This window comes from Pseudoalteromonas distincta (assembly GCF_005877035.1).
Taxonomy (GTDB): Bacteria; Pseudomonadota; Gammaproteobacteria; order Enterobacterales; family Alteromonadaceae; genus Pseudoalteromonas; species Pseudoalteromonas distincta.
This window is the reverse complement of record NZ_CP040558.1, coordinates 2,866,885-2,882,112: the sequence shown is the minus strand read 5'-3', so window position 1 is coordinate 2,882,112 and position 15,228 is coordinate 2,866,885. Positions and strand designations below refer to the sequence as shown.

The window sequence follows — 15,228 nt, the reverse complement described above, 5'->3', positions numbered from 1 at the left end:
CGCCGAGTTCTGCTAAAAAATCTAATATGAGCTAAATTAAATTAACCATCTAGGTATTTTTAATACTTTATTTAAAACTTATTGATATTTTTTGTATAAATATCATTAATAAATTATCTACAAAAAAGAATTCCTCCCACTGAGCTCAAATACCTCTTAAGTTCTTTAAGCTAGCTTTCACTAATATTTAATTTTTAAATTCTTATTCAAATGCATCTTGTACTGCCATGCTTAAATTTTATTTATACAAATAGTACGAGTTAATTGGTTAACCAATGGTATTTTAGTTCATTAAACTGAACGTAAGCTTTACTACGTAAAATAAAAACTAATAAATTTTATTATTACAAAAGTATGATTTTTTGGTTGTTTAATAAATTACCAATCAAATTGTTAAAATTAATGATTTTTTATTATTTTATATTTTGTTCCTCATCTGGGTTTTCTTTTTCATTTGGTATTTTTTATTTTACTTGTTGATTTTAATTGCTTTAATTTATTTTTAATTCGGTTAATCTAAATAGAATTAATACTTATTGCTTATTAAATAAATTGTTGCAAATTTATTACAAGCAATATAACTTATGTCTCAGCCCAGCTGGCTGTCATTATTGGTAATAATTATTTGTAGACCAAATTTGGTTTTTTAATCGTTTTGTTGTTACCAATTTCACATAAAAACATAAATTAAAACCTGCTTACAGGCGGTGATCTAGGCTTGAGTGAAATACTCATTTAAAGCCATGTAGTAAGATTTTTCATGTACAGGTTTGGAGAAATAAAGATAATGATTAACCAAAAATCCCTATTTATGCTTGCAGCCATGACTGCAAGCTCAAGTTTTGTACAAGCGGCGACGATCAATAATGCTGGGTTTGAAGATGGTTGGAGTAACTGGAATGAAACAGAACCTGCAGCTATCTCAGGTAGTGCTTATAAGGGCTCTAAATCATTAAAAATTCAAGGTAGCCCAGGGCGAGTTTACCAGAATGTAGATGTAGATCGAAATACTCAGTACACGTTAAGTGCGTATGTACTTGGTAAGGGTCAAATCGGCATTAACGATCTTAATGGTTTGTTTAAAAATGAGAAATTTAACGTTTCTTCATGGACAAAAGTATCTAGAACTTTCACCACAGCAAATACAGGTACGCTACAAGTATTTGCCAAGCACGATAAGAGCTCAAACGATGTTCGTTTTGATAACTTTTCATTAACTAAGGGCACTTCAGGTGGCGGTGATACTGGCGGCGGCGACACTGGTAGTGGCTCTGGTATAGCAAGCAACATCACCAACGGTAGTATTTTTGACCTTGAAGGTAACAATCCTCATCCATTAGTAAATAGCAATACTTTAGAGTTTGTTCCTCTAGAAGCGCGTCATATCACTCCAAACGGTAATGGCTGGCGTCATGAATATAAAGTAAAAGAAAGTGCTCGTGCTGCAATGACCGAAACCTATGAGGTTTTTGAGGCAACTGTAAAAGTGGAAATGTCTGATGGTGGTAAAACGATTATTTCTCAACACCATGCTAGCGATACAGGTACGATTTCAAAAGTATATGTTTCAGATACTGATGAATCAGGTTTTGATGATAGCGTAGCGGGTAATGGAATTTTTGATGTGTATGTTCGCCTGCGTAACACCAGTGGTAAAGAAGAAAAACATGCACTAGGTACTATCAGAAGTGGTGGTTCATTTAATCTAAAAGTAGTAAATAATTACGGTGATGTAGATGTAACTGCACTAGGTACTACTTTTGGTATTCCGGTAGAAGATGATTCAGAGTCTTACTTCAAGTTTGGTAATTATCTCCAATCACAAGACCCATATACACTAGATGAGTGTGGCGAGTCAGGTAACTCAGATTCATTTAAAGAGTGCTTTAAAGATTTAGGTATTACTAAGGCTAAAGTAACAATGACTGACGTTAGTTACACGCGTAGAACTAATTAATTATTTAGTAGTTGAGATGGCCACCCAGTTTAAAGCTGAGTGGCTTTTTTATTTTCTAACGGGATAAACTTAATTTATACCATTGGCTTAATTAAGTGATCTATTTTGAGGTAAGAAAACCGTATCGACAACAAGGCGAAAATTCGTTATTTAGTTGTTATCACTAATTGCTCCTGCATTGCTCTACCTCCTGCATCCATGCAGTCGTATATCAGAAATTTTTAACGTAGTTAGCGTCAGATTTAATCCCTCAAATTAATTAAGTATTATTGCGGATTGGCACTATAACCATTTTTTATTTTTAAAATACACACCAATCCCGCCAGTAAGCACAATTAAAAATATGACAAAAGCACTAAACGCATAAGGGTTCTCTGTGCCTGGAATGCCTCCTACGTTTACACCTAAAAGCCCCGTTAAAAAGCCTAAAGGTAAAAATAATGCAGCCACTACAGACATAACATACATTCGCTGGTTTAACTGCTCAGAAACTTGGTTAGTGATTGTTTGCTGAATAATTTGCGCACGCTCAATCGAACTATCTAGCTCTTCAAGATAACGAATTAATAAGTTGGTGGTTTCATTAAGTTTTGCTTTATCGTCATCTAATAACCATAGGTAGTGGTTATTTACCATTGAACTAAGGGCTTCTTTTTGCGGTTTTAAATAACGTTTTAAGGCAATAGTTTGGCGTCGCAACTGTGATAAACCTTGGTTGTCAAACTTTTTACTTGGTTCATCTATTTCTTCTTCAAACTCGTCGAGTGTTTCATCTAGTGAGTCAATAACGCTTTGCATACGTGAGGTTAATTTTTGTGTAATAGAGCACACTAATTCAGAAATATTGCATGGGCCTTTATTTTCATTTAAACATGCGAGCGTATCTTGCACCGATAATAAACGGCGCTTACGGGTAGTAATAAGAATGTCTTCGCTAATAAATAAACGAATTGAAACCATGTCTTCAGGGCTTTGTGCTGGATTTAAATTTACACCACGTAAAAATAACATGTGCCCGTTAGTTGTAGCCGTAATACGTGGGCGTGTTTCGTCAGCAATTAAAGACTCTAGTTCGTAATCGTTTAAGTGAGGCTGTGCCTTGAGCCACTCAACTGCCTCACTTTGGCTATAATCCATGTGCACCCAAAGTTTACCTTGGCTTGGTTGCCAGCTATTTAGCTCATCAGTGCTTCCAATAGGACGAGCGCCGCCTTGTCCATCAAGTACAAGTGCATGTAGTAAACCATTAATCATAATTAGTTCTCATAATAGTGTATTTTTAATACTGTTAACTATAGTGTATCTACTTAGTTGCTTACAGGCTTACCTTTACTTTTAATAAGTTAAGCTTAAATAGCAAAATATATGCAGAGCCTCTGTGTTGAGCAAAGTGGCATTAAAGTACGGCTTAGCAAGGCGTGCATTGTGTGACCAGTTGCTTAAAAAGATCAATTTAATTTACTAATCGACTAGATAAATTTATTTCGTTGGTGTTTTTTGACCTGTAGCGTATAAGTCACTTTTTTATTAAGGGCACATTTATGACAGCAAAGATCACAGTTGGTTGGCGTGAGTGGTTAAGTTTACCTGAGCTTGGTATTAACGAGATAAAAGCAAAAATTGATACTGGCGCTCGCACTTCATGTATTCATGCAATTAACATTGAAGAATACGAAGTTGACTCAGAAAAATGGGTTAAATTTACGGCCCAACCACTGCAAGATGATGAGCAAACGCAAGTCACTTGCAATGCAAAAGTTAAAAAAATGAAGTACGTAACCAGCTCAAGTGGGCAAAAAGAGCTACGCTACTTTATAGAAACTACATTACATGCAGGCGAGCATAGCTGGCCTATCGAGCTTACTTTAACAAGCCGTGCAACAATGAAGTTTAGAATGTTATTAGGGCGTACAGCCATGGAAAATCGTATAGTCGTTGACCCGGCTTTATCTCAACTATTAGGTCGTAAGGTTTAACTATGAAAATCGGTATTTTATCTCGTAACAGAAAGCTATATTCAACACGTCGCTTAATTGAGGCAGCAGAAGCACGCGGCCACGAAGTTAAAGTGATTGATGCATTGCGTTGTTATATGAATATCAACTCTGAGCAACCAGAAATTCACTATCGCGGTGAAAACTTAAAAGAATTTGACGCAATTGTCCCGCGTATTGGTGCATCGGTTACATTTTATGGCTGTTCGGTACTTCGTCAGTTTGAAATGATGGGTGTTTATCCTGTAAACGAATCAGTCGCTATTTCTCGTTCGCGCGATAAATTACGTTCACTTCAGTTACTTTCGCGCAAAGGCGTTGGTATGCCAGTAACAGGTTTTGCCAGCAAACCCGATGACGTAAAAGACTTACTAGAAATGGTAGGCGGTGCACCTGTTGTAATTAAATTACTTGAAGGCACACAAGGCATTGGTGTTGTACTTGCTGAAACACGCAAAGCAGCTGAAAGTGTTATTGAAGCGTTTATGGGCTTAAAAGCCAATATTATGGTTCAAGAATATATTAAAGAAGCGGGTGGGGCAGACATACGTTGTTTTGTACTAGGCGACAAAGTAATCGCAGCAATGAAGCGCCAAGCACAAGAAGGTGAGTTCCGCTCCAACCTTCACCGTGGTGGTAGCGCTACATTAGTTCGCATTACTCCAGAGGAACGTAAAACGGCAGTAGCAGCGGCTAAATCAATGGGCTTAAATGTAGCGGGAGTTGATTTACTTCGCTCATCTCGAGGGCCACTTGTGATGGAAGTTAACTCATCACCGGGTTTAGAGGGCATTGAAATAGCAACAGGTAAAGATATTGCAGGTATGGTGATTGATTTCATCGAAAAAAATGCCTCAAGTAAAGGAACAGCAACACGTGGCAAAGGTTAAAATTAACCGTCCTTTTTCCTTATTAGGAGAAAATGTAGGCGTAGGCGAGCGTAAAACGCTTGCCTTAGAAGCTGCTAAGCTTTACACCCATTCACCACTTAACATTCCTATTGAAGTGGTTAATGGTGTAATGGAAGGCCCAGTGCTTATGGTGTGTGCGGCTATTCATGGTGATGAGCTAAATGGTGTAGAAGTTGTGCGTCAGTTACTTGCTAAAATAGATCCAAGCCAACTGCGCGGAACAATAATCGCTGTGCCTATTGTGAATGTGTTTGGCTTTATTCACAAATCGCGTTATTTACCAGATAGACGCGATATGAATCGCAGTTTCCCAGGTTCTGAACGTGGTTCATTAGCTGGGCGTATGGCTTATATGTTTTTTAATCAAGTGGCAGTACATTGTACTCACATTATTGATTTGCATACTGGCGCTATTCATCGTACTAATTTACCGCAAATTCGCGCTAATTTAGAAGATGAAGCAACCGCTGAAATGGCTAAAGCATTTGGTACGCCGGCGGTTATAAATGCATCCCTTCGTAATGGTTCATTACGCAGTGAAGCCGCAAACTTAGGTATACCTGTTATTACTTATGAAGCAGGCGAAGCGCTACGCTTTGACCCTATCGCTATTGCGGCAGGTGTGCAGGGCGTTGATTATGTTATGCGTCATTTAAAAATGATCCGTGGCAAGCGCCCTAAAAAATTACCAGATCCTATTATTGCAGGTTCGACTAGTTGGATACGTGCAGAGGTTGATGGCATTGTGCGTGCACAAGTATCACTAGGGGAGCATGTAACTAAAGGGCAAGTGCTTGCATATATAAGTAGCCCTCTAGGGGATTCTGAGCTTGAGCTTTTAGCGCCTAAAGGCGGTATTGTTATTGGTCAGCAAACGATGCCATTGGTAAATGAAGGTGATGCGGTATTCCACCTTGCTTACTTTGCAAATGACAATAGTTTAGTAGAGCAGCAACTAGAGAACTTTATTGATGAGATAAATGATTTAGATGACGAGCTTAAAACAGCTGAACTAAATAACTAATAGCTAGGGCGTGTTTAACTTTGCGGATTGAAATTTGTTCAATCCAAGGAAGATTAAATCGCGGCGCGAGGTTTGTAACCTAGTGGGCTAAGTAAAAACCGAGTAACAAAGAGTTTATCGCCCCTAGGCAGAACCCGAAGGGCAGCGCATGTTTGGCATTTATGCTGCGTTATCGCCTATTTATGGGGAGTAACCACACTTCATAGGCTCTGCCTTGCCTAAAAACCAAATATACTGCTGCAAATTCAACCATCAAAGATCAACACGCCCTAGTCTTAATTGTGGTTAGTTAAGCATTAAAAAGCCGCAGTAGGTATTTTGACTACTGCGGCTTTTTTGTGAATATGATTTTTTAAACTATGTTTTTTTAGGACCAATAATACGCTTTATAACAGGGGTTTTAGTTGGCTTTGGTTCTTTATTTAAAACCATGACAGGACGGGTCACAAATAAATTGTTAGGGTAAATTACACGGTGCCCATCAATATGTTCAAGTACTACATTCATTAAGCCCATTTCAACAATGCGCCCTTCAACATGATTCGCACCATCAATAATTCGTACCCAATAACCAACGCGGCAATCGTTTTGAATAAACATCAGTAAAAATGCGGTGAGGTTACTCAATAATGACCAAGCGGCAAAAAGTGCTACCCCTAACATGGCAAATAAAGAAGAGCCTAAAACCAATAAACCACGCAGCTCTATACCCCAAAATACTAAAACCAAACACAGTACTACAAAGGCGAGTATAATTTTTAGTAAAAGCTCTGCACGGTATTTTCGGTGTAAATCTACTTTGCCTTTAATCGCTTTTTCGAGTAGTTTTTTGGTTATTTTTAATAGGAGAGGGAAAACCAAAATAGCGATTATAGTTACAACCAACTTATATTGTGATGCAAACAATTCTAAAACTTCTATTATTTCCACATTAGGTCCTGAACTTTCATAACAATTTAATGCAATTGGTATTAGTTTAACGTGTTTGTATTATTTAAAAAGTGTTTTTAACGCTTACTAGCCACTGGACTGAGTCTACATCGTCGTAGCTATCAACAGGGGCGGCAATATCAATGTGGATCATGGTTCCTGAGTTTGCGCGACTCGGTGCCAAACGCAGACCAACGCCTACATTTTTCAATACATGTGCATTTTCACCGTTATCTTCATCGTTAAACCATGCTCTGCCTACATCTACAAAAGCTGCGCCACCCACTTTAAATAGTTGTAGTAAATCGTACTCCCAGTAATAGCGCTTTTCTAAATTAACTAAAAAGCTGCGGTCGCCATGTTGATAATCCATAGGGTAACCACGCAGGCCTGTTTCGCCACCTAAAGTAAGCTGTTGATCAGCAGTCAGGTTTTTGGCGTATTGCACGCGGGCTTTAACATACCAAGATTGGTCTTCACTGGTATTTAAATAATATTGTACTTGGCTGGTGGCCATAAAGTTTTCGAGTTTTTTCTGTTCTTTATTCCAATAGCCATCAATATCAGCACTAAAACGCCATAAGGTATTATCGTTAGTAAAGTGGGCTTTTTTAAAGTTAAAAGAATACACCGCGCGGCTGTCGTCATTACTTAATGACTCATCTGAATAGCCAATTAAGCTTTTAATATTCCAACCTAAATTTAAGTCCTCAGTGCGAGATATACTGTCAAAATTGCGTACCTTTATGTAGTTATCTTCAAACCAATGGCCGCTTATAAAGGGGTAACTTAAACTTCTGTCATCGGCAAGTGGTGCAAATGTAGTGTCTATAGCTTCAAAGGTATGTTGCTCGTCGGTATAGCCTAACGTTAGTCGCTGGGTCCAATTATTATTAAGCGCTCTAGAGTGTCCTATAAATACACGGTTTAAATCGGTAGTTTGATCAAATTCGCTAAACTCTTCGCCGCGTTTATATAGTGACTCTTCGCGCTGCTCAGAATAGCTTAAAATACCATAACTAAAGGGGGTGTCAATTGCGTAAAATGGATAGGTTAGCTCAAGCAAATGGCGCTTGCCGTCGCTGTTATCGGCGTACTCTAAACGGCCTCGGTAGCGAGTAGATAAAATATTTGGATCGTCGTAAACAAATAAGTAACCGCTGCGATCGCTGTCGGTCGTACGCGAAAAAGAAAGGCGCTTACCCCACCCAAGCAGGTTAGATTCTCTAAAACCTATACTCGATTTGTTTTCTCCACCGCTCCGACTAAAGTTCACTTCAGGTAAAAGTGTCCATAAATCACGGGTAACCACTTCTACATTAACGTCGCCGTCGCAGTTTTCGGTAGCACTAATTTGTGCATCATATAAGTAACTTTCTTTACGAAGTAAACGCTCAGATTCTGCGAGCTTTTTAGCGTCGTACTTGTCACCTGGGGAGAATAATAAAAGGTTATTAATGACATCGGGCTCTGTTTGAATGTGAGCGCGATTAGCAAAACGGAATAAAGCAATATTTTCCTCTTCAAGCTCAGTATTAAATACATTAAGTTGCTTGAGCTTTATTGAGGCTATTTTAGCGTTACTATTACTGTGCGTGAGGGTTGTTTTGTCTTGAACTTCTCGGCGTAGGTTTTTATTTGTGCTTAAATCTGTCTGTTCTACAAGGCAGTTATCAGTTTTCATTGAAGATTGTTGTGCGAACGTATTAGGCACATAAAAGCTTAAAACCGTTAAACTAATACAACATTGTGCTATCCATTTCTTGCTCACCATTAAACCTCTTACTGCTACGTAGCAAATGACTATCGTAATATCAGCTTACATCATTGTTATTATAATGTAAGTAAAAGGTATGGATTTTGAAATTAATTAATTGTTACTCATATTCACTTTTGTTAATAGCCAGCTGGTTTGCAGCGACCTATGCGCTAGGCATTAAAAGCTAGCTTAAATAAAATGCTAAAGCGGCGAGTAAGTGTTCTGCTTCATGACCTTCGGCATTAATCCAGATGCTTTGGCTGTAATGCTCATAGTTTAAATTAAAGGTTTGATGATTATAGGTAAAGCGAACTTGATGGCGATCGGCGCCTGCAGAGTACTCATTGAGTGTTACTTCGTCTGAGTGTAAAAATAATGTACTCCACAGCTCAAAGTCTTCATCGTTTGGTAGCTCAATGGGATTAATCAAAATACATTTGTGTGTATGGTCATATTCTATTTGGGTCATAATGCTCTTAATTAGTAGCTAGGTAATGTCGAATTGCCGTTAAAAATTCGCCGCCGTACTTATTTAACTTAGTAAAACCAACACCTGAGACCTTTAAAAATTCACTGTCGTTTGTTGGCATAAGCTGCGCCATTTCGGCTAACGTTTTATCATTAAATACTACATAAGGTGGCACATCGTCGGCATCAGCAAGTTCTTTACGAAGTGCGCGCAGGCGAGCAAAGAGTTTTTTGTCGTAATTAAATTGCGCTAACTTATCTTGATAAACGTGTTTGGCTTGCAGGCGTGGCTCGGCTAATTGCAGTGCGTATTCACCTTTTAAAATTACACGCGCGGCTTCTGTTAATCTAAGTGACGCACCTTGTGTTATATCTTGGCTAAGTAAGCCTTGATGAATAAGTTGGCGTAAAATACTGAGCCAAAACTCACTGCTTTTATCTTTACCTATGCCGTAGGTACTTAACTCATGATGATTATTATCGCGGATGCGGCTCGTGTTTGCACCGCGAAGTAATTCAACAATATAACCAAGTCCAAAACGTTGTCCCGCTCTGTACACACACGAAAGTGCTTGCTGGGCGACTAACGTACCATCAAAGCTTTTTGGCGGATTTAAGCAAATATCGCAGTTGCCACAAGGTTCGCGTTGATATTCACTAAAGTAGTTAAGTAATATTTGACGACGACATGTTTGCGCTTCGGCAAAGCTTGCCATTGCGTTAAAGCGTTGTTCTTCTACGCGGCGGCGTTGCTCGTCGTCTATGTCTTCAAAAAAGCGCCTTACGCGACCTATATCAGCTGGGTCAAAATACATTATAGCTTCTGCGGCAAGTCCATCTCGCCCAGCTCGACCTGTTTCTTGATAGTACGACTCTATACTTTTTGGAATATCGTAATGCAGTACAAAACGCACATTAGGCTTGTTTATGCCCATGCCAAAAGCAACGGTTGCGACCACTATCTGTATATCGTCACGGGCAAACCCGGTTTGTACAAATTGTCGTTGCTCGTTACTCATACCAGCATGATAAGCGGCAGCGTTTAGTCCTGCATCTGCAAGCTTTTCAGCAATGTCGTCTACGCGTTTACGGCTGGTGCAATAAATAATACCGCTTTGGCTTTTTTGCTCCTTTAGGTAGCGAAGCAATTGCACCATAGGTTTAAATTTTTCTTCTATGGTGTAACGAATATTGGGGCGATCAAAGCTGCCAGTATGAATATAAGGCTGTTGTAGTTTTAATTGCTCAACTATATCAAACCGTGTGGCTTTATCGGCGGTGGCGGTTAATGCCATCATTGGGACATGTGCAAAACGTTGCTTTAATTCGTTTAAGCGAAAGTAGTGAGGTCTAAAGTCATGGCCCCAATGCGACACACAGTGCGCTTCGTCAATGGCAAATAAACTCACATTTAAATGCGATAAACGCTCTAAAAATTCGCGTTGTAATACTTTTTCAGGCGCCACATATAAGAGCTTAATTTGCCCCTGATGAAGCTGTTGATACACCAATTGCTGCTCTTCTCGTGCTAAGCTGTTATTAACGTAAGCGGCTTTTACCCCAAGAGCTTGCAGTTGCGTTACCTGATCTTGCATTAGCGATATAAGCGGAGATATAACAATAGTTACGCCTTCGAGTACTAAAGCAGGGATTTGGTAGCACACCGATTTTCCGCCGCCAGTAGGAAGCAATACAAGCGAGTCTTGGCCGTTAATAGCGGCATCAATAACTGCTTTTTGACCGTCGCGAAATTCACTGTAGCCAAACACTTGTTTGAGGACAGTTTCGGGTTTACGCACAAGGGTGCTAGAAGGTGGAGTTGATGTATTCATTGGCGGGTATTTTAGTGGTTTTTTAGTGAGATGTCTTTAGCTGAGTTACTTGATAAATTATTTAAGTGGAGTCTCGTAGTTTTACACTATGTATGTTTTACTCATCTTACCTGTTTTGACATAGAGAATAATAATGAATAAAGAAATGTTAATTGAACAAGTGGGCGCGTTATTTGTAAATGGCATGCCGTTTAACCAGTTTTTACAAATATCGGTTGAGTCGTTAAGCCCTGAACAGGCCAAAATTACGTTCCCGTGGCAGGATGTACTAATTGGTAATCCTGCGCAAAAAATACTCCATGGTGGTGTTATTTCAGCCGTACTTGATAATGTAGGCGGTATGCTCGCTGCAGCAAGTGTAATTGATAAACTCACCGATTTAGATATCACAAGTGTGCAAACAAAATTAGCCACGCTTGGGACTATCGACTTACGTACCGATTATTTGCGCCCTGGTAAAGGAGAGAGCTTTACTGCCAGCGCAACACTTATTCGTTCAGGTAATAAAGTATGTGTATGCAGAATGGAATTACATAACGAACAGTCTGTTCAAATTGCTTTTGGAACCGGCACGTATTTAGTTGGATAAAACGCGTATGGCAAGTAAACTAGCGGCCTTTTAAATCACTAAGTGTTTATTATGTCGATTGATACTGAGCAGCGTAAAGGTGCTATTTTTGCTTGTCTTGCTTTTTTAATGTGGGGCCTTGCGCCAATATACTTTAAGTTGATTCAGCATGTTTCTGCTTTTGAAATTTTAATGCATCGGGTTATTTGGTCGGTTGTGTTTTTAGTATTGGTAGTAAGTGTTTTACGGTATTGGGGTAAAATTAAACGCATTATCGTTCAACCTAAGCTTTTGCTTATGCTTGTTATAACCTCTGCACTGCTTGGGTTTAATTGGGGTTTATTTATATGGGCTATAAATAATAACCACATGCTTGATGCAAGCTTGGGCTATTACATAAATCCTCTTTTAAATGTATTACTGGGTATGCTTTTTTTAGGCGAACGCCTGCGTAAATTCCAAGGCGTAGCAGTAGCCCTTGCCTTTAGCGGTGTAGTGCTGCAGCTAATTAGTTTTGGCTCGTTTCCGGTAGTTGCCTTTTCACTGGCTATATCATTTGCACTTTATGGTTTATTACGTAAAAAGTTACCGGTTGAAGCCTTACCTGGCATTTTACTCGAAGCACTTATATTACTGCCTGTCGCACTTATTTATTGGTGGTTAATGGTGCCTACAGCAACATCAAGCCTGCCAGCTAACGATTGGCATACTAATGTACTACTGATTAGTGCAGGTATTGTAACTACATTACCACTGCTGTGTTTTACCGGTGCAGCTAAGCGTTTGCAATATACTACACTTGGCTTTTTTCAATACATTGGGCCAAGCTTAATGTTTATACTAGCTGTGGTGTTTTATGGTGAAGTGTTTGATGCAGAGCGTGTAGTAACATTTGCATGTATTTGGAGTGCACTGGCTATTTTTAGTTGGGACTCTTACCATCAATCACGCAAACGTAAAAAAGCGGCTATTACAGCCGCAGAAGTATAATTAACTAATAAAATGGTTAACTAACTACTTTATTACGACCAGATTCTTTAGCGTCGTAAAGCTTTAAGTCGGCCTGTTTTAAAAGTTCATCAATTTGATAAACAGGCCCGTTTGCAAAGCCAATAGAAATAGTGAATTTTATTTTAGCTTTACTAAACTCTTGGCTATTCATTTCTATAAAATACCTAAAGCCTTCAAGGCGCTTAAGGGCTTCTTGTTTGTTTATATTCATAAAGCAAACTGCAAACTCTTCACCGCCTAAACGTGCTACTAAGTGCTTTTTAAAGTATTTACTGAAGCAAATAGAGAGCCCTTTTAATACTTCGTCGCCAACATCGTGCCCGTATGTATCGTTAATTGATTTAAAGTGATCAATATCAAGCATAGCTAAAGCACCATCACCTTTAGTATGTTTTATTTGCTTTAATGATTTTTCAGCTTCTTCAAAAAAGTAGCGACGATTTGGTAAATTAGTTAAATAATCCGTGTTGGCTTGTCGCCTTATGGTGGCTATAAGTTCTAACATATCGACGTTTTGACTAAGCCTGCAGTAAAACTCTTCGCTGTTAAAAGGTTTGTGCAAATAATCGTTTGCGCCATTTTTTAAAAATAAGCTAGAAAGCCCTATAGAGTCAGAACCCGAAATGCCAATAATAGCTTTTTCATCATTGCTATATAAGCGGCGAATCTCGCTACATAGTTCATCGCCATTCATGTTGGGCATTTCATTATCAGTAATAATAACTGAAATATCAGGTGAAGCTTCAAGTAGGTTTAACGCTTCTTGTCCGTCTTGCGCTTCAATAATTTGATATTTATGGCGCACTAATAAACTACAAATGTATCGTCGGGTCGATTTAGAGTCGTCAACAACGAGTACTTTTACATTTTCGTTGCGAGGCAGGCGCTGTAATTGTTTTTCGAGGTACTGATAAGCTTGTTTATTTTCTTTAATGATGTAATCGATGATTGGGTATTTTTCTACAGTGTCGCGGGTTTTTTTATCAATATTGCCCGTCATTACAATAGTTGGAATGTCTGCATTAATAGTACAAGGTACAGCCTCACCTAATGGGGCATCAGGTAATATAAAGTCAACTACAGCGCAAAAATAGCTATTTTTACTTATAAGCTCTTTTGTTTGCGCTAATGACTCAGCTATATCAACTTCATAACCTGCCTTAAGCGCGATGTGTTTTTGCACTCGCGCAATGGCAGGTGTATCTTCAACTATTAGTATTTTTCGCGTCACGGAACAACCCTGTATATATTTTGCAAAAATATTTGCTTATACAAGTTGTAACTGTTAAAACGCAAAAAAGCAAATAACTTAAGTACTTACAGATTATCCGCTTCTGAATAATACTCTTGGCTAATCGGTGCCGGGCTCGACATTTTTGAGCGGCCAAATAAAGTATGAAACTTAGTTTTGCAGGTCGTTAGTTTTAAGTATTTTACCCAAGCTCGTTCGATTGGGTTGGTAGGTTCTTGTGAGCCAGTTACGACTGCTACAAACTGTTCTTGGTGTTCGTTTTGCGGCTCAATTGTTTTACTGTATAAGCCTTTTAAAACAACTCCGTGTTGTTCAAGTATGCTGGCTTCTAATAAGGTGAAGTTTCCGCTGCGGCTAAAGCCTCGTGGAAAGTTTTGATCATCATAAAATTGACGTTGGCTAACAAATGCTTGGCGTAGTAATGAAATGTTATTGCTCATAGCTTTATCCTCATACCTTAGTAATTAGCTGGAGTATGATGCAAGTTTGGCAATTTATTAAACAAATTATTTTTATCGTGAGGATAAAAAATTGGATATCGATTTATTAAAAACATTCGTTGAGGTAGTGCGTACGCGTCACTTTGGTAAAGCGGCCGAAAACCTTTATATTACGCAGTCTGCAGTGAGCTTTAGAATTCGCCAATTAGAGCAAGGGCTTGGTGTTAATTTGTTTATTCGCCAGCGTAATAACATTCAACTTACAGCACCTGGCGAGCGCTTATTACCCCATGCACAAATGATTATTACGGGCATGCAACGCGCCAAAGTGGATGTTGCGCTTGCCGATAATATGCATAAGCAAATTAGCTTAGCAGGAACGCCTAATATTTGGGATGCTTTTTTACAGTTTGGTATAACAAATATTGTATCGGCGATGCCGGGCGTGTCATTAGTCGCAGAAGTTAAAGCACAACAAGAAAGCACTCGGCTGTTATTAGAACGCACGCTTGATTTGGCAATATTGTTTGATCCACCAAAAGTAGACGAGTTAGTAGTAGAGAGAATTTGTGAGTTGCCAATCATTCCCGTAAGCGGATACGACACTGCAACGAACGAAAACTTTTTTGATAATCAGTATGTATATGTTGATTGGGGAACTACTTTCTCACTTTGGCATGCACGCCAGTTTACTGGAAAAACCCCTCCTTATTTTAGAACTAGCACAGGACGTATTGCACTTGATTTAATACTGCAATGTGGCGGCAGTGCATTTATACCTCAAGTATTGGTAGAAGGGCATTTAGAAAAAGGTGAACTGTTTCATGTTAAAGATGTAGAAAATACCTCGCGAGACGTGTTTATAGCGTATCACAGAGACAACGAGCAAAAAGAGTTAATAGAAACCTTAGTTAATTTACTATCGCAAATGACGCCAAGCTTGTCATTAAAGAAAAGTAAGTAAGTTCGGCCGTTTATTAGGCTTTCATGTTATTTTGATTTCAAATTTAATGCATTTTTATTAATAAAAAAAGACAGTAATATTTCCATTGTAATATTACTGTCATTTAGCGGTGACAAAA

At 38.7% G+C, this 15,228-nt stretch carries 14 protein-coding genes; 7 read left to right on the top strand and 7 right to left on the bottom strand.

The genetic code is table 11. The features are described from left to right. The first annotated feature begins 787 nt into the window (after positions 1-787). Complete coding sequence (locus FFU37_RS12870) at positions 788-1,957, top strand: polysaccharide lyase family 7 protein (protein ID WP_039488327.1); 1,170 nt, start codon at positions 788-790, stop codon at positions 1,955-1,957. A 282-nt stretch (positions 1,958-2,239) separates the two neighbouring features. Here FFU37_RS12870 and FFU37_RS12865 read toward each other — a convergent pair whose 3' ends face one another. Next, positions 2,240-3,211 carry a zinc transporter ZntB gene (locus FFU37_RS12865; RefSeq protein WP_138489651.1) on the bottom strand — a complete coding sequence of 324 codons (972 nt, stop codon included), beginning with the start codon at positions 3,209-3,211 and terminating at the stop codon, positions 2,240-2,242. Positions 3,212-3,498: 287 nt separating this feature from the next. Here FFU37_RS12865 and FFU37_RS12860 point away from each other — a divergent pair, with 287 nt between their 5' ends. The 3 genes from FFU37_RS12860 to FFU37_RS12850 are packed head-to-tail and all read left to right on the top strand — an operon-like array spanning position 3,499 to position 5,886. Continuing rightward, a complete protein-coding gene (locus FFU37_RS12860) occupies positions 3,499-3,933 on the top strand; it encodes an ATP-dependent zinc protease family protein (RefSeq protein WP_002961974.1) in 435 nt (144 codons plus the stop codon). Positions 3,934-3,935: 2 nt separating this feature from the next. Beyond that, positions 3,936-4,841, top strand: coding sequence for a 30S ribosomal protein S6--L-glutamate ligase (gene rimK, locus FFU37_RS12855; RefSeq protein ID WP_002961977.1), 906 nt, complete (start codon positions 3,936-3,938; stop codon positions 4,839-4,841). Next, positions 4,828-5,886: a succinylglutamate desuccinylase/aspartoacylase family protein gene (locus tag FFU37_RS12850; RefSeq protein ID WP_002961978.1), complete on the top strand. Its 1,059-nt coding sequence runs from the start codon at positions 4,828-4,830 to the stop codon at positions 5,884-5,886. Before rimK ends, FFU37_RS12850 begins: the two co-directional genes overlap by 14 nt. A 357-nt stretch (positions 5,887-6,243) precedes the next feature. On the opposite strand, the gene FFU37_RS12845 is transcribed toward FFU37_RS12850, so the two are convergent. The 4 genes from FFU37_RS12845 to recQ all read right to left on the bottom strand — a co-directional run bounded on the left by FFU37_RS12845 (position 6,244) and on the right by recQ (position 10,875). Continuing rightward, positions 6,244-6,816 (bottom strand): mechanosensitive ion channel domain-containing protein, encoded by a 573-nt coding sequence (locus FFU37_RS12845; protein ID WP_138489650.1) that lies wholly within the window; start codon positions 6,814-6,816, stop codon positions 6,244-6,246. Positions 6,817-6,880: 64 nt separating this feature from the next. Beyond that, a complete protein-coding gene (locus tag FFU37_RS12840; RefSeq protein ID WP_138489649.1) occupies positions 6,881-8,590 on the bottom strand; it encodes a BamA/TamA family outer membrane protein in 1,710 nt (569 codons plus the stop codon). A 169-nt stretch (positions 8,591-8,759) separates the two neighbouring features. After that, complete coding sequence (locus FFU37_RS12835; protein WP_002961372.1) at positions 8,760-9,044, bottom strand: DUF3630 family protein; 285 nt, start codon at positions 9,042-9,044, stop codon at positions 8,760-8,762. A gap of 7 nt (positions 9,045-9,051) precedes the next feature. Beyond that, positions 9,052-10,875, bottom strand: a complete 1,824-nt coding sequence (gene recQ / locus FFU37_RS12830; RefSeq protein ID WP_024603604.1) for a DNA helicase RecQ — start codon at positions 10,873-10,875, stop codon at positions 9,052-9,054. Positions 10,876-11,008: 133 nt separating this feature from the next. Between recQ and FFU37_RS12825 the strand changes: the two genes are divergently transcribed. Continuing rightward, positions 11,009-11,464: a thioesterase family protein gene (locus tag FFU37_RS12825; RefSeq protein ID WP_024596241.1), complete on the top strand. Its 456-nt coding sequence runs from the start codon at positions 11,009-11,011 to the stop codon at positions 11,462-11,464. A gap of 51 nt (positions 11,465-11,515) precedes the next feature. Beyond that, positions 11,516-12,433: an EamA family transporter RarD gene (rarD, locus tag FFU37_RS12820; protein ID WP_039488332.1), complete on the top strand. Its 918-nt coding sequence runs from the start codon at positions 11,516-11,518 to the stop codon at positions 12,431-12,433. Between the two features lie 16 nt (positions 12,434-12,449). On the opposite strand, the gene FFU37_RS12815 is transcribed toward rarD, so the two are convergent. Both FFU37_RS12815 and FFU37_RS12810 read right to left on the bottom strand, forming a co-directional pair. Next, positions 12,450-13,685, bottom strand: coding sequence for a response regulator (locus FFU37_RS12815; protein ID WP_138489648.1), 1,236 nt, complete (start codon positions 13,683-13,685; stop codon positions 12,450-12,452). An 86-nt stretch (positions 13,686-13,771) separates the two neighbouring features. Beyond that, the gene (locus tag FFU37_RS12810; protein WP_024596244.1) at positions 13,772-14,146 is read right to left on the bottom strand and encodes a MaoP family protein; all 375 of its coding nucleotides are present in this window, start codon (positions 14,144-14,146) and stop codon (positions 13,772-13,774) included. A gap of 91 nt (positions 14,147-14,237) precedes the next feature. On the opposite strand from FFU37_RS12810, the gene FFU37_RS12805 reads away from it, so the two are divergent. Continuing rightward, the gene (locus tag FFU37_RS12805) at positions 14,238-15,110 is read left to right on the top strand and encodes a LysR family transcriptional regulator (protein WP_024596245.1); all 873 of its coding nucleotides are present in this window, start codon (positions 14,238-14,240) and stop codon (positions 15,108-15,110) included. Positions 15,111-15,228: the final 118 nt, after the last annotated feature.

Coding starts and splice junctions, on each gene's coding strand:
- FFU37_RS12865 (WP_138489651.1), bottom strand. CDS start 3,211: ATGATTAATGGTTTACTACATGCACTTGTACTTGATGGACAAGGCGGC.
- FFU37_RS12825 (WP_024596241.1), top strand. CDS start 11,009: ATGAATAAAGAAATGTTAATTGAACAAGTGGGCGCGTTATTTGTAAAT.
- FFU37_RS12860 (WP_002961974.1), top strand. CDS start 3,499: ATGACAGCAAAGATCACAGTTGGTTGGCGTGAGTGGTTAAGTTTACCT.
- recQ (WP_024603604.1), bottom strand. CDS start 10,875: ATGAATACATCAACTCCACCTTCTAGCACCCTTGTGCGTAAACCCGAA.
- FFU37_RS12870 (WP_039488327.1), top strand. CDS start 788: ATGATTAACCAAAAATCCCTATTTATGCTTGCAGCCATGACTGCAAGC.
- rimK (WP_002961977.1), top strand. CDS start 3,936: ATGAAAATCGGTATTTTATCTCGTAACAGAAAGCTATATTCAACACGT.
- FFU37_RS12835 (WP_002961372.1), bottom strand. CDS start 9,044: ATGACCCAAATAGAATATGACCATACACACAAATGTATTTTGATTAAT.
- FFU37_RS12810 (WP_024596244.1), bottom strand. CDS start 14,146: ATGAGCAATAACATTTCATTACTACGCCAAGCATTTGTTAGCCAACGT.
- rarD (WP_039488332.1), top strand. CDS start 11,516: ATGTCGATTGATACTGAGCAGCGTAAAGGTGCTATTTTTGCTTGTCTT.
- FFU37_RS12840 (WP_138489649.1), bottom strand. CDS start 8,590: ATGGTGAGCAAGAAATGGATAGCACAATGTTGTATTAGTTTAACGGTT.